At 69.2% G+C, this 26041-nt stretch carries 20 protein-coding genes, 1 tRNA gene and 1 pseudogene; 7 read left to right on the top strand and 15 right to left on the bottom strand.

Going from position 1 to position 26041, the window contains the following annotated elements:
• Positions 1–53 precede the first annotated feature (53 nt).
• The 9 genes from rseP to rpsB all read right to left on the bottom strand — a co-directional run bounded on the left by rseP (position 54) and on the right by rpsB (position 8714).
• Positions 54–1409, bottom strand: a complete 1356-nt coding sequence (rseP, locus tag ABD970_RS09340; protein WP_345295204.1) for an RIP metalloprotease RseP — start codon at positions 1407–1409, stop codon at positions 54–56.
• A 16-nt stretch (positions 1410–1425) separates the two neighbouring features.
• Positions 1426–2610, bottom strand: a complete 1185-nt coding sequence (locus tag ABD970_RS09335) for a 1-deoxy-D-xylulose-5-phosphate reductoisomerase (RefSeq protein ID WP_345295702.1) — start codon at positions 2608–2610, stop codon at positions 1426–1428.
• Positions 2595–3422 (bottom strand): phosphatidate cytidylyltransferase, encoded by an 828-nt coding sequence (locus tag ABD970_RS09330; protein ID WP_345295203.1) that lies wholly within the window; start codon positions 3420–3422, stop codon positions 2595–2597. The genes ABD970_RS09335 and ABD970_RS09330 overlap by 16 nt, the downstream gene beginning before the upstream one ends.
• A complete protein-coding gene (gene uppS, locus ABD970_RS09325) occupies positions 3419–4201 on the bottom strand; it encodes a polyprenyl diphosphate synthase (RefSeq protein ID WP_345295202.1) in 783 nt (260 codons plus the stop codon). Before uppS ends, ABD970_RS09330 begins: the two co-directional genes overlap by 4 nt.
• A 14-nt stretch (positions 4202–4215) precedes the next feature.
• Positions 4216–4773: a ribosome recycling factor gene (gene frr, locus ABD970_RS09320; RefSeq protein WP_345295201.1), complete on the bottom strand. Its 558-nt coding sequence runs from the start codon at positions 4771–4773 to the stop codon at positions 4216–4218.
• Positions 4774–4865: 92 nt separating this feature from the next.
• Complete coding sequence (locus tag ABD970_RS09315; RefSeq protein ID WP_345295200.1) at positions 4866–5789, bottom strand: cation diffusion facilitator family transporter; 924 nt, start codon at positions 5787–5789, stop codon at positions 4866–4868.
• Between the two features lie 77 nt (positions 5790–5866).
• Complete coding sequence (pyrH, locus tag ABD970_RS09310; protein ID WP_345295199.1) at positions 5867–6592, bottom strand: UMP kinase; 726 nt, start codon at positions 6590–6592, stop codon at positions 5867–5869.
• 165 nt (positions 6593–6757) lie between these two features.
• The gene (gene tsf / locus ABD970_RS09305; protein ID WP_345295198.1) at positions 6758–7633 is read right to left on the bottom strand and encodes a translation elongation factor Ts; all 876 of its coding nucleotides are present in this window, start codon (positions 7631–7633) and stop codon (positions 6758–6760) included.
• Positions 7634–7784: 151 nt separating this feature from the next.
• A complete protein-coding gene (gene rpsB, locus ABD970_RS09300; RefSeq protein WP_345295197.1) occupies positions 7785–8714 on the bottom strand; it encodes a 30S ribosomal protein S2 in 930 nt (309 codons plus the stop codon).
• Positions 8715–9040: 326 nt separating this feature from the next.
• Here rpsB and map point away from each other — a divergent pair, with 326 nt between their 5' ends.
• The 5 genes and pseudogenes from map (at position 9041) to dapE (ending at position 14819) form a co-directional block, all read left to right on the top strand.
• Entirely contained in the window at positions 9041–9817 is a 777-nt protein-coding gene (gene map, locus ABD970_RS09295) for a type I methionyl aminopeptidase (RefSeq protein WP_345295196.1), read from the top strand.
• Entirely contained in the window at positions 9814–12435 is a 2622-nt protein-coding gene (glnD, locus tag ABD970_RS09290; RefSeq protein ID WP_345295195.1) for a [protein-PII] uridylyltransferase, read from the top strand. The genes map and glnD overlap by 4 nt, the downstream gene beginning before the upstream one ends.
• A gap of 47 nt (positions 12436–12482) precedes the next feature.
• A pseudogene (gene dapD / locus ABD970_RS09285) lies at positions 12483–13304 on the top strand (2,3,4,5-tetrahydropyridine-2,6-dicarboxylate N-succinyltransferase); the annotation flags it as partial.
• A complete protein-coding gene (locus tag ABD970_RS09280) occupies positions 13301–13663 on the top strand; it encodes a Spx/MgsR family RNA polymerase-binding regulatory protein (RefSeq protein WP_345295194.1) in 363 nt (120 codons plus the stop codon). The pseudogene dapD and the gene ABD970_RS09280, both read left to right, overlap by 4 nt.
• A gap of 10 nt (positions 13664–13673) precedes the next feature.
• On the top strand, positions 13674–14819 hold the full coding sequence (gene dapE, locus ABD970_RS09275) for a succinyl-diaminopimelate desuccinylase (protein ID WP_345295193.1): 1146 nt from the start codon (positions 13674–13676) through the stop codon (positions 14817–14819).
• Between the two features lie 173 nt (positions 14820–14992).
• On the opposite strand, the gene ABD970_RS09270 is transcribed toward dapE, so the two are convergent.
• From ABD970_RS09270 to ABD970_RS09260, 3 genes are all read right to left on the bottom strand, one after another.
• On the bottom strand, positions 14993–17362 hold the full coding sequence (locus tag ABD970_RS09270; RefSeq protein ID WP_345295192.1) for a penicillin acylase family protein: 2370 nt from the start codon (positions 17360–17362) through the stop codon (positions 14993–14995).
• Between the two features lie 70 nt (positions 17363–17432).
• Complete coding sequence (gene parC / locus ABD970_RS09265; protein WP_345295191.1) at positions 17433–19676, bottom strand: DNA topoisomerase IV subunit A; 2244 nt, start codon at positions 19674–19676, stop codon at positions 17433–17435.
• 313 nt (positions 19677–19989) lie between these two features.
• A tRNA-Leu gene (locus ABD970_RS09260) sits at positions 19990–20076 on the bottom strand.
• Positions 20077–20168: 92 nt separating this feature from the next.
• Between ABD970_RS09260 and rnr the strand changes: the two genes are divergently transcribed.
• Both rnr and rlmB read left to right on the top strand, forming a co-directional pair.
• Positions 20169–22697 (top strand): ribonuclease R, encoded by a 2529-nt coding sequence (gene rnr, locus ABD970_RS09255; RefSeq protein WP_425563075.1) that lies wholly within the window; start codon positions 20169–20171, stop codon positions 22695–22697.
• Positions 22698–22758: 61 nt separating this feature from the next.
• A complete protein-coding gene (rlmB, locus tag ABD970_RS09250; protein ID WP_345295190.1) occupies positions 22759–23541 on the top strand; it encodes a 23S rRNA (guanosine(2251)-2'-O)-methyltransferase RlmB in 783 nt (260 codons plus the stop codon).
• Positions 23542–23566: 25 nt separating this feature from the next.
• Here rlmB and rnt read toward each other — a convergent pair whose 3' ends face one another.
• The 3 genes from rnt to ABD970_RS09235 all read right to left on the bottom strand — a co-directional run bounded on the left by rnt (position 23567) and on the right by ABD970_RS09235 (position 26011).
• Complete coding sequence (gene rnt / locus ABD970_RS09245; protein ID WP_345295189.1) at positions 23567–24205, bottom strand: ribonuclease T; 639 nt, start codon at positions 24203–24205, stop codon at positions 23567–23569.
• Positions 24206–24348: 143 nt separating this feature from the next.
• The gene (locus ABD970_RS09240; RefSeq protein WP_345295188.1) at positions 24349–25167 is read right to left on the bottom strand and encodes an HvfC family RiPP maturation protein; all 819 of its coding nucleotides are present in this window, start codon (positions 25165–25167) and stop codon (positions 24349–24351) included.
• Entirely contained in the window at positions 25157–26011 is an 855-nt protein-coding gene (locus tag ABD970_RS09235; RefSeq protein WP_345295187.1) for an HvfB family MNIO-type RiPP peptide maturase, read from the bottom strand. Before ABD970_RS09235 ends, ABD970_RS09240 begins: the two co-directional genes overlap by 11 nt.
• Positions 26012–26041 lie beyond the last annotated feature (30 nt).

The raw sequence follows: 26041 nt of genomic DNA, 5'->3' as shown, positions 1-26041 counted from the left end.
GTTCGGGGTTCAGTCTGCCGCGGGATCGTGCGGCGGGCGGGTTGCGGCAGGCATCAGCGCAGCAATAGGAGGATGTCGTTGTAGAACGCAAGGCCCATCAGGCCGGCGAGCATGGCGAGGCCGATATATTGCCCTGCGACCATCGCACGCTCGCTTAACGGGCTGCCTTTGACCAACTCGATAAGGTAATACAACAGGTGTCCGCCGTCCAAGATCGGGATCGGCAACAGGTTGATGATGGCGAGGCTGAGCGAGAGCAGGGCCAGGAAGCTGAGGAACCACGCCAGCCCCAGTCCCGCCGAGGCGTTGGCGTAGCGGGCGATGGTGATCGGGCCGGAGAGGTTCTCGACCGAGGCGCGGCCGGTGAACATGCGGCCGATCATGGCGAACGAATCGCTGGCCAGTCGCCCGGTTTCGCGCACCGCGGCCGGCACGGCCTGCAGGGGTCCGTGGCGCAGCAGGGCGTCGTACGGCGGCATCTGCGCGCTGGCCGGCGAGATGCCGATCGCCCAGTACGCGCCGCCTGCCTCGGGTTGGTGGCGCACCGGCGCGATCTCCAGCGCAAGCCGATCCCCGTCGCGCTGGACCTCGATCATCCCCGCGTCGCCCCGGTCGCCCAATGCCTGGACCAGGGGGCCGATTTCATCGAAGGAACGCACCGGCGTGCCATCGATGGCGGTGACGCGGTCGCCCTCCGCCAGCACGCCCCAGGCCGGCAAGCCCGACTGGATGCCGCCAACGACCGGCGGAAGCAGGTGGTGCCGCGGCGTCAGGCCCATCAGCGCGATCGCCCGCCGCTGGTCGTAGTCGACGGGGAGGCCGGAAAGACCGAGGCGGCGGGTGGCCTGGTTGCCATTGGCGTCGCGGACGCGGACGTCGATGTCGCGCCGGTCGATGGCCGTCGTCGCCAGCGCCATCGCCGCCTCGCTCCAGGTGGGCGTGGGACGGCCGTCGACGGCCAGCACGGTGTCGCCGCGCTGCAGGCCGGACGCTTCGGCGATCCCCTCGGCGTGCCCGACGACGGGTTCGAAGTCCGGCCTGCCGACCACGAACATCGTCCATAACAAGGCCACGCACAGCAGGAGGTTGGCCAATGGCCCGGCGGCGACGATGGCGATCCGGCGCCACACCGGCTGCCGGTTGAAGGCCTGGTCGGCCTCGCCCGGGGCGACTTCGCCTTCCCGCTCGTCGAGCATCTTCACGTAGCCGCCCAAGGGCAGGGCGGCGATCACGTATTCGGTGCCGTCGCGGCCGCGCCGCGACCACAGCGGCTTGCCGAAGCCGACGGAGAAGCGCAAGACCTTGACGCCGCTGCGCCGGGCCACCCAGTAGTGCCCGTACTCATGGAAAGTCACGAGCAGCCCGAGGCTGACGATCATCCACCAGACCGAACCCAGGAAACCGCTCATCGCGTCGCGCCCATGCTCATGCCGCGTGCCGGGGCAGGGCGTGCTCGGTCCAGCGCCGCGCGGCGAGGTCGGCTTCGCGCAGCGCGTCCAGGGAATCCGCCGGTCCCGCGGGGTTCGCGGCCAGGGCGTCGCCGACGAGCGAGGGAATCGCCAGGAAGCCGATCCGCCCGTCGAGGAAGGCCGCAACCGCGATCTCGTTGGCCGCGTTGAGGGTCGCCGGAGCGGTCCCGCCGGCAGCGAGCGCCGCGTAGGCCAGGCGCAGGCAGGGGAAGGTCTCGAGATCCGGGGCCTCGAAGTCGAGGCGGCCGTGGGCCAGAAGGTCCAGGCCGGCGACGCCGGACGACATCCGGCGCGGCCAGCCGAACCCGACCGCCAACGCCGTGCGCATGTCCGGCAGGCCGAGCTGGGCCAGGGTGGAGCCGTCCACGAACTCGACGAGCGAATGCACCAGGCTTTGCGGATGCACCAGCACGTCGATGCGGTCGCCGGGCAGGTTGAACAGGTGGTGGGCCTCGATCACTTCGAGCCCCTTGTTCATCAGGGTCGCCGAATCGACGGAGATCTTGGGGCCCATCGACCACTTCGGATGCCTGACCGCCTCCGACGGCGTCGCCGCCGCGAGCGTGTCACGGCTGCGTCCGCGGAAGGGACCGCCAGATGCCGTGAGAACGATCCGGCGCAGGCCCTCGCGCGCCTGCGCCGTGGGCACGCACTGGAAGATCGCGTTGTGCTCGCTGTCGATCGGGACCACTTCGGCGCCGCCATCGCGTGCGGCGGCTGTCATCAGCTCGCCGGCCAGGACCAGCGATTCCTTGTTTGCCAGCAGCAGGCGCTTGCCCGCGCGGGCGGCCGCGAGCGTGGAATCCAGGCCCGCCGCGCCCACGATGGCGGCGACCACGGTGTCGCAGGCTTCGCCGGCGGCCAAGGCGCCCAGTGCTTCACTCCCGGCGTGGGCCTGGGTGTCCAGGCCAGCGCCGCGCAGCCCGTCACGCAATGCGCGATACCCCTCCGCCGCCGCGATCACTGCGTGGTCGGGTCGGTGCTGCCGGCAGAGTTCGACCAGCGCGTCTACCTGCCTGCCGGCGGACAGGACGCTGGCACGGAGGTCGGCGGGGTGGCGCGCGATGACATCCAGTGCCGACCCGCCGATCGACCCGGTCGCACCCAGGACGGCAACGCGGCGCATCAGAATCCCAGCCAGATCTTGCCGAGCGCGAACACCGGCAACGCGGCCAGCACGCTGTCGAGGCGGTCCAGCAGCCCCCCGTGCCCGGGCAGCAGGTTGCCGGAATCCTTGGCGCCGACATGGCGCTTGAGCAGGCTCTCGAAGAGATCGCCGACCACGGAGAACAGCACCGTGACCAGGGCGACCAGGGCCACCAACGGCAGCATGGTGGCCTCGGTGCCCAGAAAGTAGGCGCCTGCGAGCGCGACAACGATGCTGGCGACGGCGCCGCCGGCCATGCCCTCGATGGTCTTGTTCGGGCTGATGCGGGGCGACAGCTTGTGCCTCCCGAAGGCGCGGCCCGCGAAGTAGGCGCCGGTATCGGCTGCCCAGATCATGGCCAGCGCGAGCAGCAGCCAGCCAGCGCCGTCGCTGTGGATCAACGCCAAGGCGCACCAGGCAGGAACGACGCTGAGGGTGGCTGCGGCCAGTTTGAACACGCGGGCATTGGTGTCGTGGTCGGACGCGAAGTCGTAGTTCATCAACCACAGCATCGCCAGCAACCACCAGACCACGCCGACGACGACGGCGAGCTTGAACAACACCAGCGATCCGCCCGCGTCGGTGGGGGAGGCCCAGACGATCATCACCATCAGCAGCAGGTTCGCGACCAGCAGGGCGCTCCGGGCAAGGGTGTCTTCCACCTCGGCGAGGTGGAACCACTCCCACATCCCCGCCAGGAACAGCAGTGCCCCCAATGCGACCATCCACGGCGTCGAGAGCAGCAGGACGGCCGCGATCGCGACCGGTGCCATGAGCAGCGCGGTGAAGACTCGGATGCGTGTCATCCGGACATGATATCCGGGCCGGGCGCCTTATCGACGATGGCCGGCGCCTCGCCGCTCCGTTGGGCGCTGGTCAGGCCGAACCGGCGCTCGCGGGAAGCGAAGTCGTCGATCGCCTGCTGCAGCAGGTCGGCATCGAGTTCCGGCCAAAGCCTGTCGGTGAACCAGAGTTCGGTGTAGGCCAGTTGCCAGAGGAGGAAGTTGCTGATGCGCAGGTCGCCACCGGTGCGGATGAACAGGTCCGGCGGGGGCAGGTCCGCCAGCGCGACCCGGGCACCGACGGCCGCTTCGTCGATTTCCTCGGGCCGCATGCGCCCTTCCGCCACTTCAAGCGCCAGGGCACGGGCGGCCTGCGCGATGTCCTGCCGCCCGCCATAGCTGGCGGCGATGCTCAGGGTCATGCGCGTGTTGCCGGAGGTCAGGGCTTCGGCGGCGAGCATCCGCTTCGCGATCGCCTCGCCGAAAGGCGCGCGCTCGCCGATGAAGCGTACCTGCACGCCGCGGCGGTGCAGCTCGTCGACCTCGCGCTCCAGCGCACCCATGAAAAGCTTCATCAACGCGCCGACCTCCTCCTCGGGCCGGCCCCAGTTCTCGCTGGAAAACGCGAACAGCGTCAGCGCGGAGATGCCGCGCTCCAGGCAGAAGTCGATGCAGAGGTTGACAGCGCGCGCGCCGGCGCGATGGCCGATGGCGCGGGGCCGATTGCGGCGTGCGGCCCAGCGCCCATTGCCATCCATGATGATGGCAATGTGGCGTGGGACAGGCCGTGGGGCTGCGCTCATGCCGGAGTCTCGGCTCAGACCGCCATCAGCTCCTGTTCCTTGGCCTTGACCACCTCGTCCACGTCCTTGATCGCGCTGTCGGTCAGCTTCTGGATGTCGTCCTCGCTGCGGCGCTCCTCGTCCTCGGTGATCTTCTTGTCCTTCAGCAGGTCCTTGACCGACTGGTTCGCGTCGCGTCGGATGTTGCGGATGGCCACCTTGGCGTTCTCGCCCTCGGCGTGCACGTGCTTGGACAGCTCGCGCCTGCGCTCCTCGGTCAACGCGGGAAGGTTGATGCGGATGACGGTGCCTGCCGTATTCGGGGTCAGGCCGAGGTCGGACGCCATGATCGCCTTTTCCACGGCGGCCACCATGGGCTTCTCCCAAGGGGTGATCGTCAGGCTGCGGGCATCCGATACCGCGATGGTTGCCACCTGGGACAAGGGCATTTCGGAGCCGTAGTAATCGACCTTCAGGTGGTCGACCAGTGCGGTGGAGGCCCGCCCGGTGCGGACCTTGGTCAGGTCGTGGCGCAGGGCCTCGACGCTCTTGTGCATCCTTGTCTTGGCGTCTTTCTTGATGTCGTCGAGCATGGCCGGCTCCGCTGCGGATTCGCGATGGCGGAATTATAGAGGAACGCCAGCCGGGCTCCCCGGCGCCGCGCCCTGGATTCGTCGGGCCTGCCTCAGGGGACCGGCCTGCCGTGCGGCGCACGGTCGTGCTCATCGTGCCGGCAGGCGTGGCCATGTTCGACCTGCAGCGTCGGATGATTGATCCCGAAGCGCTCGTCCAGCTCGTGCACGACGCGATCAAGGAAGGCGTCGTGGTCGTCGCCCGGCGGGCGCACCAGGTGTGCGGTCATCGCGATCTCGCCGGCCCCCAAGGACCAAATGTGCAGGTGGTGGACGGCGTCGACCCCGTGCTGTGCCTCCAGCCACGCCCGTACCTTGCCTTGGTCGATCGCGGCCGGCACGGCGTCCATCGCGGCATTGAAGGCGTCGCGCAGCAGGCCGAACGCGCCCACCGCGACCACGACCCCGACCAGCAACGCCGTGACGGGATCGAGCCAGCGCCATCCAAGCAGGAGCATGCCGGCGCCCGCAAGGACGGTGGCGAACGACACCGCCGCGTCCGCCATGAGGTGGAGGAAGGCGCCGCGGCGGTTGAGGTCGTGGCTGTGACCATCCCGGACCAGCCAGGCGGCGCCGAGATTCACCGCGATGCCGATCGCCGCGACCACCACGATCGTCAGGCCCGGCACCTCGGGCGGCGCCGCTAGGCGGCGCACGGCTTCCCAGGCAAGCGCGCCGGACAGTCCGACCAGCATCAGGGCATTGGCCAGTGGCGACAGCAGGGTGGCGCGGCGCCAGCCATAGGTGTGGCGATCGGTCGGCGCGCGTTGCGCGATAACCGCCGCGCCCCAGGCCAGCCCCAGGCCCGCGACATCGCCGAGGTTGTGCAGGGCATCAGACAGCAGCGCCAGCGAATTGGTTGCGAACCCGTATCCGGCCTCGAGGATCGTGTAGGCGAGGTTGATCAGGGTGATCGCGGCGAACGATCGGGTCGCGTTCGGCGGGCCGCCGTCGTGGTCATGGTGATGAGCGTGCATGCGGCGATGGTGCCAGCGCGACAGGGCGGACACTATTTCAGTCGGTGCAAGGCTCGCTCAGCCGCGCGGGACGGGACTCAGTTGCGCCCCTGGACCAGGGTGCCGATGTTCTCGCCCTGCAGGATGCGCAGCAGTTGCCCGGGCTGGCTCATGTCGAAGATCCGAAGGGGAAGTTCGCTGTCCCGGCACAGCGCGAAGGCGGCCGTGTCCATGACCTTGAGGTCGCGGTTGATGACGTCGTCGTAGCTCAAACGTTCGAAGCGCACCGCGTCGGCGTGGTGCTTCGGATCCCGGTCGTAGACGCCATCGACCTTGGTGGCCTTGAGCAGCACGTCGGCGCCGATCTCGATGGCCCGCAGCGCGGCGCCGGAATCCGTGGTGAAGAAGGGATTGCCCGTACCGGCGGCGAACACCACGGTACGGCCTTTCTCGAGGTGGCGGATCGCGCGGCGGCGGATGTAGTCCTCGCAGACGTCGTTGATCTTGATCGCGCTCATCACCCGCGCCTTGGCGCCGATCTTTTCCAGGGCGTCCTGCATCGCCAGCGCATTGATCACGGTCGCCAGCATGCCCATCTGGTCGCCGGTGACCCTGTCCATGCCGCTCGCGGCGAGCCCGGCGCCACGGAAGATGTTGCCGCCCCCCACCACCAGCGCGACCTCGGCCCCGGCGTCGCGCGCCTCGATCACCTCGCGGGCGATGCGGGCGATGACCTTCGGGTCGATGCCGTAATCCTCGTCTCCCATCAGTGCCTCGCCGGAAAGTTTCAACAGGACGCGGCGGTAGGCGAGGGGTGGCGACATGGCGGGCTCCGGGCGGGCAAACGCGACAAGTCTAGCGGATAGCCGACCGGCGCGGATGCGCCCCGGCGCATCGGGTCGCGCGACGGATCGCCACGAGGTGGCGGGGCCGTAAAACGCAGGAAGCCGCGGTTTTCCGCGGCTTCCTGCACCACCAGTCGGCGTGGATCAGGCCAGGCCGGCCTGCTTCATCACTTCGGCGGCGTAATCCTCCACGACCTTCTCGATGCCTTCGCCCACGGCAAGGCGCTCGAAGCGGACCACGTCCGCGCCCGCGGCCTTCAGGACCGCCTCGACGCTCTGGTTCGTGTCCATCACGTACGGTTGGCCGTACAGGGTGACCTCGTTCACGATCTTGGCGATCTTGCCGCTGATGATCTTCTCGAGGATTTCCGGCGGCTTGGCGCGGTCCTTGTCCGACATCTTGGCGAGCTCGATCTCCTTTTCCTTGGCGACGAACTCGGCCGGGACGTCCGCGGCCTTGACGTGCGGGGGATTCATTGCGGCGATGTGCATCGCCAGGCTGCGCGCAAGCTCGGCGTCGCCGCCCTTGAGCTCGACCAGGACACCGATGCGGCCGCCATGCACGTAGGCGGCGACGGTGTCGTTGCTGGCGATCCGGACCATGCGCCGGACCTGGACGTTCTCGCCGACCTTGGCGATCAGTTCGGCGCGGGCCTCCTCGACCGTCTTGCCGGACTCGATCCTGGCGGACTTGAGGGACTCGATGTCCTCCACCCCCAGTGCGGCCCGGGCGACATGGCTGGCGAAGCCGACGAAGTTGTCGTCCTTGGCCACGAAGTCGGTTTCGGAATTGACCTCGACCAAGGCGGCCTTGTCGCCATCCTGGGCCATGGCGACGCGGCCTTCGGCGGCGACGCGATCGGCTTTCTTGTCGGCCTTGGCCAGCCCTGACTTGCGCAGCGCCTCGGCGGCTGCGTCGATGTCGCCGTTGCTTTCCGAAAGCGCCTTCTTGCATTCCATCATGCCGGCGCCGGTGCGTTCGCGCAGTTCCTTGACCAGGGATGCGGTGATTTGAGCCATGGGGTAAACCTCGAATTCGTGTATGGATCTGCAGGCCATGCGACGGCCGCGGATGCCCACGCCATTCCGGCGCCGGGGTCGCGTGCGGCCTGAGCCGGTCCTGCAAGGGGAGGTCGGCCGCGCCAGGGGGCGCGACCGGGTGGCAGGACCGTCAGCCGGCGTCGGCGGCGTTCTCGCCTTCGGCCTGGGCTTCTGCAGCCGCTTCCTGTGCCGCGGGCACTTCGGTCGCGGCCTTGGCTTCGAGCACGGGCTCGTCCGCCTTGGCCGGTGCAACGCCGTCGTCCTTGGCGGAGGCGCGCTTGGCCGGGGCCTTCTTCGCCGGCGCCTTGCGCGCAGGCGTGGCGGCCTCGGTACCGTTGCCGGAGAACTCCTCCTCGCTGACAGTGGCCACGTTCGGCGCGGCGGCCTTGCCTTCGAGCACCGCGTCGGCGGCGGCACGGGCGTACAGCTGCACGGCACGGATCGCGTCGTCGTTGCCGGGGATGGCGTAATCGACCAGTGCCGGGTCGTAGTTGGTGTCGACCACGGCGATGACCGGGATGCCGAGCTTCTTGGCTTCCTTGATCGCGATGTCCTCGTGGCCGATGTCGATGACGAACAGGGCGTCGGGCAGGCGGTTCATTTCCTTGATCCCGCCCAGCGAGGCCAGCAGCTTCTCGCGTTCGCGGCGCAGGCCCAGGACTTCGTGCTTGACCAGCTTCTCGAACGTGCCATCGGTTTCGGCGGCTTCAAGCGTCTTGAGCCGGGCGACGGACTTCTTGACCGTGGCAAAGTTGGTCAGCGTGCCGCCCAGCCAGCGCTGGGTCATGTACGGCATGCCGCAGCGCTCGGCTTCCTCCTTCACCGCCTCGCGGGCGCTGCGCTTGGTGCCGACGAAGAGCACGTAGCCGCGCTTCTGCGCGATCGCGGAAATGAAGTTCATCGCGTCCGTGAACAGCGGGACGGTCTTTTCGAGGTTGATGATGTGGATCTTGCCGCGGGCGCCGAAGATGTACGGCGCCATCTTGGGGTTCCAGTAGCGGGTCTGGTGGCCGAAGTGAACGCCGGCCTCCAGCATCTGGCGCATGGTGATCTGGGGCATCGAAGGTGGCTCCTGAAGGGGAACCCGCCGCCAAGGCATGTGGGATGGCGGTCGCCGGCGAGGGCGATGGGCTCCGGGGTTGGGCTTCCCTGGCGCTTCCGTGACAGATCCCGGGTCGGCGGCGCGTCTGTTCGACGTTCGTCCGCTTTCCCCGGGACACCCCGGCACGGTGGGTGGCGGCAGGTGTGTATTTGCCGGTGTCGCCCGGCATGGGCGGCTGGCCAAGTCGCCCGGTCAGCCGCGGAATTGTAGGGGAACCCCTGTCCCGGGGCAAGGCCGGGCCGGTACGCGACCTGCCGAGGCCCCGGATCGGGGATAATTCCCGGATGGCAATCCACATCAAGACCGCTGGCGAGATCGAGCAGATGCGCGTGGCCGGCCGCCTGGCGGCGGAAGTGCTTCAGGTGGTGGCTCCGCACGTGAAGCCCGGCGTGACCACCGAGGAGCTGGACCGCATCTGCCACGAGCACATCGTGAACGTGCAGCAGGCCACGCCGGCCAACGTCGGCTACCGCGGGTACACGAAGACCATCTGCACGTCGGTGAACAACGTGATCTGCCACGGCATCCCCAGCGAGGCCAAGGTGCTCAAGGATGGCGACATCCTCAATATCGACGTCACCGTCATCAAGGACGGCTGGCACGGCGACAGCAGCCGGATGTACTACGTCGGAACCCCGTCGGTGATGGCGAAACGGCTGGTCGAGGTCACCCGGGAAGCCATGTTCCGCGGCATCCGTGCCGTCCGGCCCGGCGCGACGCTGGGCGACGTCGGACATGCGATCCAGCAGTACGCCGAGGGCGAGCGCTTTTCCGTCGTCCGCGAGTACTGCGGCCACGGCATCGGCAAGGTCTACCACGACGAGCCGCAGGTCCTGCACTACGGCCGGCCCGGCGAAGGCGTGGTGCTGAAGCCCGGAATGACCTTCACCATCGAGCCGATGATCAACGAGGGCAAGCGGCATACCCGGCTGCTGCCCGATGGCTGGACCGTGGTCACCAAGGACCGCAAGCTCTCCGCGCAATGGGAGCACACGGTGGCGGTGACCGAGGACGGCGTCGAGATCCTGACGCGGCTGCCGGGCGACGACAACGATCTGTGACCGACCTGCCGGCCAGGCAAGCCGAACCTTCCGGGACGGCCGGCGATACGCAATGGGCGCAGGCGGCCGGCGCCAGGTTGGCCGAGGCGGATGCCGAGCTCGCGCGGCGGTTCGCCGAAGGTGGTGACGTCGCGGGCCTGGTCGCAAGGCGCGCCCGGGCCGCGGACGCGCTGATCCGTGAGGCGTGGCAACGCAGCGTGGGGGACACCCGCGACGTGGCCCTGTTCGCCGTCGGAGGCTATGGCCGGGGCGAACTCTACCCGCACTCGGACATCGACCTGCTGGTGCTGGCGGAGCCTGCGGCGCAGGCGTCGTGGCGGGACGCGCTGGCGGCTTTCTTCGCGTTGCTCTGGGACGTCGGCCTGCCCGCCAGCCATGCGGTCAGGTCGGCGGCGCAATGCACCGAAGCCGCCGCCGACACCACGGTGATGACGGCACTGATGGAATCCCGGCCACTGGTGGCCGACGTCGCCGACCGCGCGGCATTGGCCGATGCCATCGCGCCTTCGAAGATCTGGCCGGCGCGCAAGTACTTCCTCGCCAAGGTGGGCGAGCAGGAAGCCAGGCACGCGCGATACGGCGATACCTCCGACAACCTGGAGCCCAACCTCAAGGAAGGCCCGGGCGGCCTGCGCGACCTGCAGACCCTGGGCTGGATCGCGTTGCGCAGCTTCGGCGTCGGCGAGGTCCAGGCCCTGGTCGCGCTCGGCCACGTCGGCGTCGACGAGGCCGAGGCCCTGGAGCGCGTGCGCGCCGAACTCTCCCGGCTGCGCTACGGACTGCATCTGGTGTGCGGGCGGGCGGAGGAGCGGCTTCGATTCGACCACCAGAAGGCGCTGGCCACCCGCCTCGGGTACGCCGACGACGACCGCAACCTCGGCGTCGAACAGATGATGCAGGGCTTCTACCGCAGTGCAGCGCTGCTGCGCCGGATCAGCGACCGGCTGCTGCAGCGCTTCGAGGAGCATTTCGATGGCGCGGCGACGCCGGAGCCGCTGGATGCACGTTTCGAGCTTCGGCGCGGCTACCTGGCCGCCCGGGATAAGCAGTGGCCGCACGGCGACGTCGGCGAAGTCTTCGCACTGTTCTCGGTGTGGGCATCCCATGGCGAATTGCGCGGCCTGCACTCGCACACCGCCCGCGCGCTGGCCGAATCGCTGGCGGATTTGCCCGCCTATGCCGAGGCGCGTGCCGAGGATCGGTCGGCCTTCATGGCGCTGTTGCGCGGACCGACGCCGGTGCGGACGTTGGAGCGCCTGGCGCGGCTGGGCGTGCTGGGACGCTGGCTCCCGGAATTCGCCCAGGTGTCCGGGCGGATGCAGTTCGACCTGTTCCACGTCTATACCGTCGACCAGCACACGCTCGCGGTGCTGCGGAACCTGGCGTCGTTCTCCACCGGTGAATCCGAGTCGCGATTCTCGGTCGCCCACGAGGTCTGGCCGACCGTGCGCAAGCCGGAACTGCTGCTGCTGGCAGGGCTGTTCCACGACATCGCCAAGGGCCGGGGCGGGGACCACTCCGCGCTGGGTGCCGATGATGCACGCGCCTTCTGCCAGGCCCACGGCCTGGGCGAAGCCGACACGGCACTGGTCGAATGGCTGGTCCGCCGGCACCTGCTGATGTCGATCACCGCGCAGAAGCAGGACATCTCCGATCCAGCGGTCATCCATCGCTTCGCCGGCGAGGTCGCCGACCGCGAGCGCCTGGACTATCTCTACCTGCTGACCTGCGCCGACATCGCCGGCACCTCGCCCAAGCTGTGGAACGCCTGGAAGGACCGCCTGCTGGCCGACCTGCGGATCGCCACCCGGCTCGCGCTGCGCCGGGGCCTGGAGCATCCGGTGGCCGCGGGGGAGCGTATCGAGGAGACGCGCGCGGCCGTGCTCGCACGGCTCTCGTCGCAAGGCATGGACGGTGGCGCGGCCGATGCCCTGCTCGCGCGCTTCCCCGAGTACAGCTTCCTGCGGGGGGACCCGGAGCAGGTCGCCTGGCAGGCGGCGGCGTTGCGCGACGCCCGGGTCGGCGACGTGGTGGTCCGCGCGCGCTTCCTGGACGAGGACAGCCAGGCGATGGAAGTGTTCGTGCACTCGACGGATCGCAGCGGGCTGTTCGCGGCAATCGCGATCACGCTCGACCGCATGGGCCTGGCCATCCTGCAGGCGCGCGCCCTCGATGGTCCCGACGGCACGATCTTCGACAGCTTCCAGGTGATCCCGGGGGACATGCGGCATCCGCCCGATACCGACGCCATCGCCCGCGACCTCGCCGCCGCGCTCGGCGGTCCGCTGGAAGGCATCCGTCCCGCGCGACGGACCTTGCCCAGCCACCTGCGCCACTTCCGGATCCCGCCGAACATCGGTTTCAGCGCCAGCCCCGATGGCCGTGCGACGGTGGTCAGCCTGGTGTGCACCGACCGGCCGGGTTTGCTGGCCGACGTGGCGCATACGCTGCGCCAGCAGGGCCTGCGTGTGTACGATGCCCGGATCGCCACCTTCGGCGAGCGCGCCGAGGACGTGTTTCGCGTCGGCGACGTGGATGGAAAAGCGCTGGGCCAGGCCCGACAGGAGCAACTGCGCGAGGCGCTGCTCGCCAGGATCGATGGAGAAGCAACCGCATGATTGATGACACCGCCGGCGACGGTTGGATCCCGAACGACGACGAGGGCCTCAAACGGTCGATCGAAGCGGCATGGGAGCAGGGGCCGGAACCCGGCGCCGATCGGTCAAGCAGTGCGACCGCAGCCCTGGTGGAGCAGGCGATCGACGGGCTGGAGTCGGGCCGCCTGCGCGTGGCCGAACCGGACGGCAACGGCGGATGGAAGGTCAACGAGTGGCTGAAGAAAGCCGTGTTGCTGTACTTCCGCACGCAGGAGATGCAGGTCGTCGACGGAGCGCCGGCGCCGTTCTGGGACAAGATCCCGGCGCGCTTCGCCGGTCATGACGAAGCGGCGTTCCGCAAGCTCGGCGTGCGCGTCGTTCCCGGCGCCATCGCACGGCGCGGGTCGCACATCGCGCGTGACGTGGTGCTAATGCCGAGTTTCGTCAACATCGGCGCGTGGATCGGCAGCGGCACAATGGTCGATACCTGGGCGACGGTCGGCTCGTGCGCCCAGGTCGGTGAGCATTGCCACCTGTCCGGCGGCGCCGGCATCGGCGGCGTGCTGGAGCCATTGCAGGCGACCCCGACGATCATCGAGGACCATTGCTTTATCGGTGCCCGGTCGGAGGTGGTGGAGGGATTCGTCGTCGGCCACCACAGCGTGGTCGGCATGGGCGTGTTCCTCGGCCAGTCGACGCGGGTATACAACCGCGCCACCGGCGAGGTCAGCTACGGGTCGGTACCGCCGTACAGCGTCGTGGTGTCGGGGCAGCTGCCCGCCAGCGACGGGTCCCACTCCCTGTATTGCGCGGTGATCGTCAAGCAGGTCGATGAGCGGACGCGGGCCAAGACCAGCGTCAACGAGTTGCTGCGGGGGCATGCCTCTTGACCGCCACCGTGTACGGCCTGAAGAACTGCGACACCTGCCGGAAGGCCCGGAAGTGGCTGGACCGGTTCGCCATCCCGCACGCCTTCGTGGACTACCGGGAGCAACCGCTCGATGCCGGGACGCTGCTCTCGTGGCGCGATGCGCTGGGCGGCTGGGACGCGATGGTCAACAAGTCGTCCACCACCTGGCGCAACTTGCCGGCCCATCGCAAGGCGCCCGGCTCGGAGGCCGAGTGGAAACTGCTGCTGCGCGAGCATCCGCAATTGATCCGGCGTCCGGTCGTCGTGACCGCCGATGGCGTCGTCAGCCAGGGCTTCAGCGACAACGGCTTCAAGCAGCGCTTCGGGATCGCCAAGTGAGCGTAGTCGGGTGAGCGAGGTCCTCGACCTGGCGATCGAACTGATCGGCAGGCCGTCGGTCACGCCCGACGATGCCGGTTGCCAGGCGTTGATCGCCGAACGCCTGCAAAGGGCGGGATTCACCTGCGAGCACATGCGCCACGGGGATGTCGACAACCTCTGGGCCACCCACGGCAGCGGCGGTCCGGTCCTGGTGCTGCTCGGGCATACGGACGTGGTGCCGCCGGGACCGCGGGATGCATGGGCCAGCGATCCCTTCGAACCCGAGGTCCGCGACGGCGTGCTTTACGGGCGGGGGGCGGCCGACATGAAGGGCAGCGTCGCGGCCTTCGTGGTCGCCCTAGAGCGGTTCGTCGCCATGCACCCGGGGCACGAAGGCACCGTCGCGTTGTTGCTGACCTCCGACGAGGAGGGCGATGCGATCGACGGCGTTCGCCGGGTCGCGGAGGTTTTCCGGGAGCGCGGGCAGCGGATCGACTGGTGCATCACCGGCGAGCCCTCGTCGAAGCGAACCCTGGGCGACCTGTTGCGCGTCGGTCGGCGGGGCAGCCTGTCCGCCAGGCTCGCCGTGCGCGGCTTGCAAGGCCACGTGGCCTATCCCGAATCGGCCCGCAATCCGGTCCATCAGGCGTTGCCGGCCCTGGCCGAGCTGTCGTCGCGGCGCTGGGACGAGGGTTACGACAGCTTTCCGCCGACCAGCCTGCAGGTGACCGACGTCCATGCCGGCAATGGGGCCAACAACGTCATCCCGGGCGAGCTGCAGGTCTTGTTCAACCTGCGCTTCAACCCGCACTGGCAGGCGGCGCGGCTCGAAGCCGAGTGTGAGTCCCTGCTATCGGCGCACGGGCTCGACTACGCCATCCATTGGCACCGCAGCGGCGAGCCGTTCCACACGCCCGAAGGCAGGCTGCGCGAAACCGCGCGTCACGTGCTCGCCGAATTCGCCGGCCAGGCACCCGAGGAAAGCACCGGTGGCGGCACCTCCGACGCCCGCTTCATCGCACCGCTGGGTGCGCAGTGCATCGAGGTCGGACCGGTCAATGCGAGCATCCACAAGGTCGACGAACACGTCGCGGTGTCCGACCTGGAGCGATTGCCGGACCTGTACCTCGGACTGGTCGAACGCCTGCTTTCGAGCGGAGCGACGCGGCCTTAGGCACGATCGGGGGAGCGAAGCGGGCCCTCCCGGTGGGGGCCCATGCCGGGACGCTGCGGCGGGTCGATCGGGTCCGTGCCGGGATGCCGGCCAGGGCGAAGGGGAACGCACCCGGTGGAGAGGCTGGGCGTTACGAACCCGCTTTCGGGGACGTGCCCGCGACCAAGGCGACCCTACGGCGTCAGCGTCAGCGCGTGCCGTGCCTCGCCGGGCAGGAATGGCGTCGGCCGCCCCTGCACCCAGTCGTCGTGACCCGCGCCCCAGAAGGGCGACATCGGGTGGCCGCTTTGCCCTCCTGGCATGTGGATGATGCCGTCGGCCTCGTGCCCGGGCGACACGACCATGCGCTGGCTGGCGCCCATGTCCGGTCCGACCACCTTGGGCATGTCGAGGTCGCCCGACAACGCATCGGGAGGCATGCACAGCAGCCGCTTGCCGAGTACCGGGATGGCGCCGGCAAGCGGATGGCAGATCGCGGCGGTGTTGCGCTCGCCCCAGGTGCGTTGCGCCAGCGGGCCCTGGCCCTGGAAATGCCCCAGCGTTTCGGCCGCGGCGTCTTCCAGCAGGGCATCCCAGCTGGCGAATGCACGTGGCAGCAGGTGCGCGGGGCGTTGGGTCACCAGCGGCCACGCCACGCCTTCCAGGTGCGGCAGGCGGGGCATGTCGAAGTCCTCGCCCAGTGCAACCCGCGCCGGCGCGGTGAGGCCCTTGGCAATCCGGTCGAGGACGGCCTGCCGCCATGCGCGGACCAGGCGATAGCTGGTCGAGTCCTCGCTCGCGCGTCCCTGCCAGGTCGCCGATGCGCCTGAAAGCTCGCCCAAGGCCGGCGTCGGGTGGTTCCCCGCCTGCTCGCGCATCAACTCCCACCAGCGTCGGAGGAACACCGCGCGATCGTCGAGCTGGATCGCCAGCAGGTCTTCCTCGGAGAATTCCTCGCGCAGGAACAGGCTGTCGCGGATTTGCCTTGCGCGGGCGCCCAGTGCGTAACCGCCGTCGCCCGCGGCGACCAGCGCCGGCCCGTCGACGATGCGGTTGTTGGCGGTCCAGAGCCGGCCCGAAGCCGGTTCCAAGATGGCCGGCGACCGATCCGAGGCAAGCGGCCAAGGTGGACAGTCCCCGGCGACCGGCTGCGGCCGGTCGGCCCGGCATCCGGCGCGGCGCTGCGGAATGGGGCCGAGCCAGCGCCAGGCGATCCGCCCGGACGCGTCGGCGACCAGCAGGTTCTGCGTCGGGATCGCGGCCCGGTCGGCACGCGATAGGGCCTGCTTGATGTCGGTCGACTTGCCGAAGTCGATGAGTCCGAAGTTGATCGCACCGGGCAGGTGCGCGGCCCAGCGCAGCGCCAGCGCGTTGCCGTCGGGGCGCCGGTGCAGGATGGGGCCCCATGCGGTTTCCGCCACGTCGATCGAGACGGATTGGGCCCCGGCCACGGCGATCGTTTCCCGCATCGTCCGGACGGGCGTGCAGACGCTGGCGGCTGCCGTTGCACGCGAGCCGCAGGGCCGCACCAGCGCCCAGTCCGCGGTGTCGATGTAGCTGTTGGTGAATCCCCAGGCGACGTGGCCATTGCTGCCCACCACGACGCCCGGGACGCCGGGCAACGTGAAGCCGTTAATGTCGATGCGCTGGCCGGGACTGTCGGGATCCGGATAGCGCAGCCGCGCCCGGAACCAGATGTTGGGCGCGCGCAGGCCGAGGTGCATGTCGTCGGCAAGGATGGCGCGGCCGTCGCGAGTGCGTGCCCCGGAAACAGCGAAGCTGTTGCTGCCGACTTCCGGCGGGATGGCCCGGCGGGTCTGGCCGGGAGCAGCGGTGGCCTCGGGTGCAGGCAGGCGCCGCAGGTCGACCTGTTCGGCCGTGGGCAACTCGGCCTCCGGCCGCGCACGGTCCGCGAGGGGTGCATCCCAGGGGCTGCCGTTGCGGGCCAGCAGGCGGAACAACTCGGCGGGCAGGTGCGGCTCGATCTCCCACAGCGCGAGTTCGCGGCGGTTGCGCTCGTCCTGCAGGTCGAAGTACATCGCAAGGGACACCAGCGGGCTGTCCTCCAGGGCCCAGCTCCGCGGCGCCTGCCTGAGCAGGAGGTAGGGCCAGGGCCGCGAGTCCAGCCCCGCGAGCCCGGCGTTGACGCCGTCGACGTAGGCCCGCAGCACCGCGCGTTCGCCCCCCGCGATGTTTTCGAGTTCGCGCTCGACGCGAGCCCTCATCCGGTGTATGCGGATCGCCCTGTCTGCCTCCAGGGCGCGCGATCCGAACAGTTCGGACAGCTCTCCCGCCGCACTGCGGCGCAAGAGGTCCATTTCGAAGTAGCGTTCCTGGGCGTGGAGGTAGCCCAGCGCACGCATGGCGTCCGCTTCGTTGCCCGCCTCGATGGTGGCCGTGCCCAGGGCATCGCGCTGGATCGAGACCGGCGCGGACAGGCCGGGCAGGGCGATCTCGCCATCGAGCACCGGCAGGCTCGCACGCACCTGCCACCACGCCGCCAGCAAACCCAGCAGGACCATCGCCAGCAACAGCATTGCAATGCGTTTCAGCCAGCGGGTCATGCGTCGCGGTTCCCCATGGAGTCGACGTCGTGGTGCTGGTGCATTGCGCACTGGCGTGGGGCGTGGCGGGCTACCCGGACGACAGCCGTTCGACCTTTTGCCAGCCCCGCGGCAGCAGGCCGCCCCGTGTCGCCCGCGTGCCCAGGTAATTGTCCAGGTCCTTGAACGACAGCGACATGGTCCGCGCGCCGGAATGCACCTGCAGGGTGCCGCCCGGGGGCACGACGGCCACCGCGACCACGCGCTCCGTACCGCGCTTGGCCTTGGGGATCTCGATCAGCTTGTTGCCCTTGCCTTTGTCGAGTTCGGGCAGCTCGGCGACCGGGAACGCCAGGACGTGTCCGGCGCTGGTCGCCACGACGATGCGATCCGTCCCGACGTCGCCGACCACCGCCGGCTGCAGCGGATGCGCGCCAGCTGTCAGCGTTTGCATCGCCTTGCCGGCCTTCTGCCGACCCAGCAGGTTCTCGAACCGGGTGACGAAGCCATAGCCCTGCGAGGAGGCCAACACCAGGCGGGTGTCGTTCTCACCGCTGGCCAGGGCCACGAAGCCGGCACCCGCGGCAGGCGCGAAACGCCCGGTCAGGGGCTCGCCGTTGCCGCGCGCCGACGGCAGCGAATGGGCGAGGGTCGAGTAGCTGCGGCCCTTGCTGTCGATGAAGGCGACCGGCTGCGTCGTCCGGCCATGGACCGCGGCCTCCAATGCGTCGCCCTCGCGGTAGGACAGGGCGGCGGCGTCGATGTCGTGGCCCTTGGCGGCGCGTACCCAGCCCTTCCTGCTGAGCACGATGGTGACCGGCTCGCTCGGAACCAGGTCGGTCTCGGCCAAGGCTTGCGCCGCGTCGCGCGCGACCAGCGGGGAGCGGCGGGCATCGCCGAACTTCTCGGCATCCGCGAGCAGTTCCTCCCGGATCAGCTTCCTGAGCTTGCGGTTGTCGCCGAGCGTGGCCATCAGGCGGTCGCGCTCGCTGTCGAGTTCATCCTGCTCGCCCCGGATCTTCATTTCCTCGAGCCGCGCCAGCTGCCTCAGGCGGGTATCGAGGATGTAGTCCGCCTGCGCCTCGCTCAGCTCGAAGCGCGCGACCAGGGCCGGTTTGGGCGCGTCCTCGGTACGGATGATGTGGATCACCTCGTCGATGTTGAGGAAGGCGACTAGGAGGCCCTCGAGCAGGTGCAGCCGTTTCTCCACCTTGTCCAGGCGGTGGTTGAGCCGGCGGGTCACCGTGCCCGTGCGGAACTCCAGCCACTCGGCCAGCAGCGACCTGAGGTCCTTGACCTGCGGCCTGCCGTCCAGGCCGATGATGTTGAGGTTGACCCGGTAGCTCTTCTCCAGGTCCGTGGTGGCGAACAGGTGGCCCATCAGCTGCTCGACGTCGACCCGGTTGCTGCGCGGGATCAGCACCACCCGCACCGGGTTGGCGTGGTCGGACTCGTCGCGGATGTCCTCCAGCCATGGCAGCTTCTTCGCCCGCATCTGCGCGGCGATCTGCTCGATGACCTTGCCCGGGCTGACCTGGTAGGGCAGTGCGGTGAGCACGATGTTCGTGCCCTCCTTCCGATAGGTGGCGCGTGCGCGCACGCTGCCGTGGCCGGTTTCGTACATCGCCAGGAGGTCATCGGCCGGGGTGATGATCTCCGCCTCGGTGGGGTAGTCAGGGCCACGGATGTGCTCGCAGAGATCGCGCACCGTGGACTTGGGCGCATCGAGCAGCCGGACGCAGGCGCTGACCACCTCGTTGAGGTTGTGCGGCGGCACGTCCGTCGCCATGCCGACGGCGATGCCGGTGGTGCCATTGAGCAGCAGGTGCGGCAGCCTCGCCGGCATCCAGCCGGGTTCCTCCAGCGTGCCGTCGAAATTGGGGGTCCAGTCCACCGTGCCCTGGGCGAGCTCGCCGAGCAGGACCTCCGCGATCGGCGTGAGCCTGGATTCGGTGTAGCGCATCGCCGCGAACGACTTCGGGTCGTCGCTGGAGCCGAAATTGCCCTGGCCCTCGATCAACGGATAGCGGTAGGAAAACGGCTGTGCCATCAGCACCAGCGCCTCGTAGCACGCGCTGTCGCCGTGCGGATGGTACTTGCCGATCACGTCACCGATGGTCCGCGCGGATTTCTTCGGTTTGGCGCCGGCGTTGAGCCCGAGTTCGCTCATCGCGTAGATGATCCGCCGCTGCACCGGCTTGAGCCCGTCGCCAAGGAAGGGCAGGGCTCGGTCGAGCACCACGTACATCGAGTAGTCGAGGTAGGCGCGCTCGGCGTACTCGCGGAGCGGAATCTGCTCGAAACCGTGGAAGGCGGGGCGGACGGGGTCGGTCATCGGCTGGCATTGCTCGCGGGGAACACGGCGATTCTAACCGTGGCCGCGAACCTGGAACCCCGGCGCGTGGGGCTTCATCGGCCATCACGGCGAGCAGGAGTGGCATCTGCGTCGGTGGTCCACATCGGTGTGGTCCATATCGGTCATGCGAGGTCGCGATCGATGCGCCTGCACGGGACGCCTGCCAGGGCCAGAAATGGAAAACCCCCGCGCCTGGCGGGGGTTTTCTGGATCACCTCAAACAGCAGGTGATTCGTATCCGCGGCTCGCCAACGCTCGTTCGTCGTCGCGGCAAGCGAGTTCCGCTTGGGGTTGGTGCCCGGGAGAGGACTCGAACCTCCACGGAGTTGCCCCCGCTAGCACCTGAAGCTAGTGCGTCTACCAATTCCGCCACCCGGGCGGGTGCAGGGCGCGTATGGTGCGTGGCCGGACGGGGGATGTCAACGCTTCCGTGCACGCGTCGTCGCGGACGGGGCGTGTAACATCGGGCGGATGGCAAAAACTCCCAGCAAGCGCGGCGGTGGCCGCGGCAAGCCAGGCGGCGGAAAGCCGTCTCCGGCATCGAAGAAGCGCAGCGGCACCGCGGGCGGCGAGCGCGGCGATTCCAGTCCCAGGTCCACGGCCGGCAAGGCCGGCGCGAAAGGCGAGCCGGCCCGGTTGCCGGGCTGGATGCCCGAGTCGATCGTCCGTGGCGCGCAATCCGCCGGCCGCAGCAAGCCCCCGGCCAAGCCGTCCGCTCGCACCCGTGATCGCGGCACCGGGCGATCCGGTGGCATCTCCGACCCCCATGCCGCCCGCGAAGCCGGCCGCTACGAGAACCCCATTGCCAGCCGGGAGGCCATCCTCCAGCTGCTCGACGCGGCCGATGGCCCGCAGACGGTCGACAAGATCGCCGAAATCCTCGAACTCACGGCCCCAGACCGGGCCGAGGCATTGGCCAAACGGCTTTCCGCGATGCTGCGCGACGGGCAGTTGCTTCAGAACCGGCGCGGCGGCTACGTGCCGGCCAAGCGCGCCGACCTGATCCCTGGGACGGTGATCGCCAACCCCGACGGATTCGGCTTCCTCCGGCCCGATTCCGGCGCCGGCGACGACCTGTTCCTGCCACCGTTCGAGATGCGCAAGGTCATGCACGGCGACCACGTGCTGGGCAGCGTCACCAACATCGACCACCGCGGACGCCGCGAAGGCTCGATCGTCGAGGTGCTGGAGCGCCGGCTCAACCGCCTGATCGGTCGCTTCGAACTCGAGTCCGGCATCAGCTACGTGGTGCCGGACGATGCCCGCATCCAGCGCAACGTGCAGATTCCGTCCGATGCGCGGCTCGATGCCCGCCACGGCCAGCTCGTGGTCTGCGAGATCGTCCAGCCGCCGACCACGCACCGTCCCCCGATCGGTCGCGTGCTGGCGGTGCTGGGCGATCGCCTGACCGCATCGCTGGCGGTGGAAGCGGCCATCCACGGACACGAGATCCCGCACGAATTCCCGCCGGAGGCGCTGGCGGAGGCCGCCGCCGTCCCGGTGGAGGTCGACGCGCGACAGGCGTCTTCCCGGATCGACCTGCGCCAGCTGCCGCTGGTGACGATCGACGGCGAGGATGCCAAGGATTTCGACGATGCGGTCTACTGCGAGCCCAACCGCAAGGGTTTCCGGCTGGTCGTCGCGATCGCGGACGTCTCGCACTACGTGAGCCCGGGCACCCCGCTGGATGCGGAGGCGCAGCTGCGTGCGACGTCGGTCTATTTCCCCGGTTTCGTCGTGCCGATGCTGCCGGAAACCCTGTCCAACGGGATCTGCTCGCTCAAGCCCAAGGTCGACCGGTTGTGCTTCGTCTGCGACATGCAGGTCGACCGCGCCGGGCAGGTGACCGGGGCGGAGTTCTACGAAGCCGTCATGCATTCGCACGCTCGGCTGACCTACACCCAGGTGTGGAATGCCGTCGGCGACGCGGTGCCCGACGAGGACCGTGAGCAGGCGCAGGCCTTCATCGGCAAGCAGCTCGAACAGGTGCGGAACCTGCACCAGCTGTACCGGGTCCTCGACAAGGCGCGCCAGCAGCGAGGTGCCATCGAGTTCGAGACGTCCGAAGTGCGGTTCGTGCTAGGCCCGCAGGGCGAGGTGACCCAGGCCGGGATGATCCAGCGCAACGACGCCCACAAGCTGATCGAGGAGTGCATGATCGCGGCCAACGTGCAGGCGGCGGAGTTCCTGTTGGGCGCGGGCGTCCCGGCCCCGTATCGCGACCACGACAAGCCGCCGGAGACCAAGTACGCGGACCTGCTGGAGTTCCTGAAGGAATTCAACCTGCGCATGCCGCCCTGGAGCAAGGTGAAGCCGCGCGATTTCCGCAAGCTGCTCGAAACCGTGCGCGACCGTCCCGACGCCGCGCTGCTCGAATCGGTGGTCTTGCGTAGCCAGAGCCTGGCGGTGTACGCGCCGGACAACATCGGCCACTTCGGACTGGCGCTGGAGGCATACGCACACTTCACCTCGCCGATCCGCCGCTACGCGGACCTCCTGGTGCATCGCGCCATCAAGCATGCGCTGGCCGGTGGCGACGAGGAGGACTTCCGCTACAGCGCCAACGACATGGCCGTGCTCTCGCAACAGTGCTCCGAGCGCTCGCGGCGGGCGGACGAGGCGCAGCGCGAGGTCGACGACCGTTACCGCGCCGCGTGGATGGAGCAGCACGTCGGCAGCGAGTTCGACGGCGTGATCAGCGGCGTGACCAGCTTCGGGCTGTTCGTCGAGCTCGACGACTCCAAGGTCAATGGCCTGGTGCACGTCACCCAGTTGCCCAACGACTATTACCATTTCGACCCCACCCGCAAGACGCTGGCCGGCCAGCGCAACGGTCGGGAATTCCGGCTCGGCGACCGCGTGCGGATCGTGGTGCTCAAGGCCAGCCTGGAGGAGCGCAAGATCGACTTCCGGCTGGTCGAGGAAGGGGGCAGGCAACAGGGCGCGCCCACGCCGCCGCCGCGCGGCAAACCCGCGAAGCGCCAGAAACGGAAGTATTGATCCGGCCGGCGAACGCCGCGCCCCGCACCCTCCGGTCGTGGGACTCGGGCAAAATGCGCGCATGAGCAGGCAACGCGGCGGCAGGGACGACAACCAGTGGATCGCCGGCATCAACGCGGTGGCCGCGGCCATCGAGCACGATGCCGGCAACGTCCGCGAGGTCCTGATCGAGGCCCGGGCCCGGAATCCGCGCATCACCGAGATCGAGGACGGTGCCCGCCGGCAGGGCATCGAACTGCGACGCGTCGCATCCAAGGCCCTCGACGGCGTCACGGGTGGCCTGCGCCACCAGGGCGTCGTCGCCCGCTATGACGCGGCGCGGACCTGGGGCGAAGGCGACCTGGAGGAACTGGTTTCCGCCGCGTCGGGACGGGCGTTGGTGCTGGTGCTCGACGGCGTGCAGGATCCCCACAACCTGGGGGCCTGCCTGCGAAGCGCCGCCGCGGCGGGCGCAACGGCTGTGGTGATCCCCAAGGACAAGGCGGTGCAGGTCAATGCCACCGTGCGCAAGACGTCCGCGGGCGCCGCCGACACCATCCCGGTGGTCCGCGTGACCAACCTGGCCCGTTGCCTGCGCGACCTGCAGCAGCTTGGGGTGTGGATCTACGGCCTGGCCGGCGAGTCCGACGGGTCGATCCACGCGCTCGACTTGCGAGGCAACGTCGCGCTCGTGCTCGGTGGCGAGGGCGATGGCCTGCGCCGGTTGACGCGCGAACACTGCGACCAGTTGGTGCATATCCCGATGCCCGGCCAGGGGTCCGCGCCAGGGGTCGAGAGCCTCAACGTTTCGGTGGCCGCCGGGATCGTGCTGTTCGAAGCCGTGCGCCAGCGCTTGGACACCTGAGCCCGGGGCGCCCCGGACCAGAGAATCATACCGTCCTGGCTTGCGTCCAGGCGTTTGCGATGGCGCAGAACAGCTGCGCGGTGCGCTCGGTGTCGTAGACGGCCGAATGCGCCTCGTCGCTGTTCCACTCCAGTCCGGCCGCCTGCACCGCGCGCGCCAACACCGTCTGGCCGTAAGCCACGCCCGCCAGGGTCACGGTGTCGAACACGCTGAAGGGGTGGAAGGGGCTGCGTTTGTGGCCGGTGCGGGCAATGGCGGCATTGAGGAAATTGAGGTCGAAATGCGCGTTGTGCCCGACCAGGATCGCCCGCTGGCAGCCGTGCTTGCGCACGGCGATGCGGACCGCGGCGAAGACATGGTCCAGCGCCTCGCGTTCTGGTTTGGCCAGCCGGAACGGGTGGTCGATGTCGATGCCGGTCACTTCGAGGGACTTCGGGTCGATGCGCGTGCCTTCGGCGGGAACGACATGGGCGCTCGCGCCCTCGCCGAGCACGAAGCGTCCATCGTCACCCAGGTCGATGGGCAGCACCGCGATCTCGAGCAATGCATGCGTGTTCCAGTCGAAACCCCCGGTCTCGACGTCGACGACCACCGGCAGGTAACCGCGGAATCGCGTCGCCATCGGGCTGGGGGTCGCGGTGGAGTCCTGGGTGACATCGTTCATCGGGCCAGTGTAGCCGAGCCATCGGGTCGACGACCGCCGCGATGTCCCATGCCGGTGCCGGGAGTTCTGCAGGAGCGCTCGCCTAGCAAGGAATCGACCGCCTGCCATTGGTTGCGGCCGCATGACACATCGCGATTTCGTCGTCAGCCGTCGCCGTCGCGATGCACGCCGAGCACGACGCCGGCCTCCCACCAATGCAGGAGCATGGCCGCGCCTTCGGCGATGAAGGCGTCCACGTCCGGGCGACCGGCTTCCCCGGCCAATGCGACGAGGTGTTCGCGCCCGCTCAGTTCCGGCGCTTCGTCCAGGCGTTGCAGCAGGCGGAACGTCAGCGGGCTGAGCTCATGGAATGCAACCTTGCCGCTGGCCTGGCGGTGCACCAGCAGGAAGGTGGGGACGGTCGGAGCGTCTTCGGGCAGGTGTCCGGGCCCGAGCATGTGCACCGGCCACGCGTACGCCAGCGGCCATGCGAGCGGCGACAGCGCCGGTCGCTCCGACAACAACGATAGCTCCGGGTTCGATCCCGGGTCGCGCAAGGCATCGTGCGCGAGCTGCGCGTCGCTGGCTTCGCTGATCTGCAACGCGAGTTCGATCCATTCGTAGTGGGCCAGCTCGCGCAGCCAGGGCTTCCCGTCGTCGAGCCCCGGCGCCTGCAGGTAACGGAGGAACTCGCGAGCCAGCTCGGTGAACAGGGGCGTGCGGCTGTCGTGGTCGCGGAAGAAACCGCGAACCAGTGCCTGCCAGGCATCGTCGCCGAGGATCCTGCGAACCACCGGGAAGTTTCCCGCGAGCATCCCGGAAACATTGTTGAAGAACAGTTCGCGATAGATCTTGAGGCGGCGCTCTTCGATCCCGGGAGGTGGCGGATGGCCTGTCGGGTCGCGGATGTACGCGGCGAGGGCATCCTGCTGCTGGCGCAACGCCTCGGCCGGGGAGTGCGGCGGCGTGGCGTCAGGCGGCACGGCGGTCGTCCCTGCGCGCGGCCCCAAGGTGCCGGCGCACGGTCCCCAGTTCGTCGAGCAGCTCGACGAACGGCGGGAAATTGAAGTCGCGCTCCAGCAGGGTCGGCTTCGGACCGTGCACGCGATACGCCTCCGCCAGGAGGTCCCAGACCGGGTCGCTGACCGCGGCCCCGTGGGTGTCGACCTTCAGGTCCTCGGCCTCGTCGTAATGGCCGGCGACGTGGACGTAGGCGATCCGTTCGCCGGCCAGGGCACGCAGGAAACCGGAGGCGTCGTAGCCATGGTTGGTGGCGTTGACAACGATGTTGTTGACGTCGAGCAGCAGGTCGCAGCCGGACTCGTCCAGGACGGCATTGATGAAGTCGATCTCCGGCATCGCCTGGAACGGCGCGGCGTAGTAGGAAATGTTCTCCACGGCGATGCGCTGGCCGAGCAGGTCCTGCGTGCGCCGGATGCGCGCCGAGACGTGGCGCACGGCCTCCTCGGTGAACGGCAACGGCAGCAGGTCGTAGAGCTGGCCGCGGCTGTCGCCGCAGGCGCTCAGGTGCTCGGAGTAGATCGCGACCCGATGGTCGTCCATGAAGCGCCTGACCTTGGCCAGGAACGTCTCGTCCAGCGGTGCGGGACCGCCGACCGAGAGCGAGAGGCCATGGCAGACCAGCGGGCAACGCGCACTGAGTTCATGCAACTGGTCGCCAAGTTCGCCGCCGACCCCGATCCAGTTTTCCGGTGCCGTTTCCAGGAAGTCGTAACTCCCCGGATCGGCGGCCCGCAGCGGCCCCAACAGGGACCGCCGCAGGCCGAGTCCCGCGGCATCGGGCGCGAGCTGTCTTGCCGGGCTCATGGCTCCGGTGCGACCGGCGCGGTGTTCAGC

Source organism: Luteimonas vadosa, assembly GCF_039543545.1.
GTDB classification, from domain to species: Bacteria; Pseudomonadota; Gammaproteobacteria; order Xanthomonadales; family Xanthomonadaceae; genus Luteimonas; species Luteimonas vadosa.
This window is presented reverse-complemented; position numbering and strand designations above follow the sequence as displayed.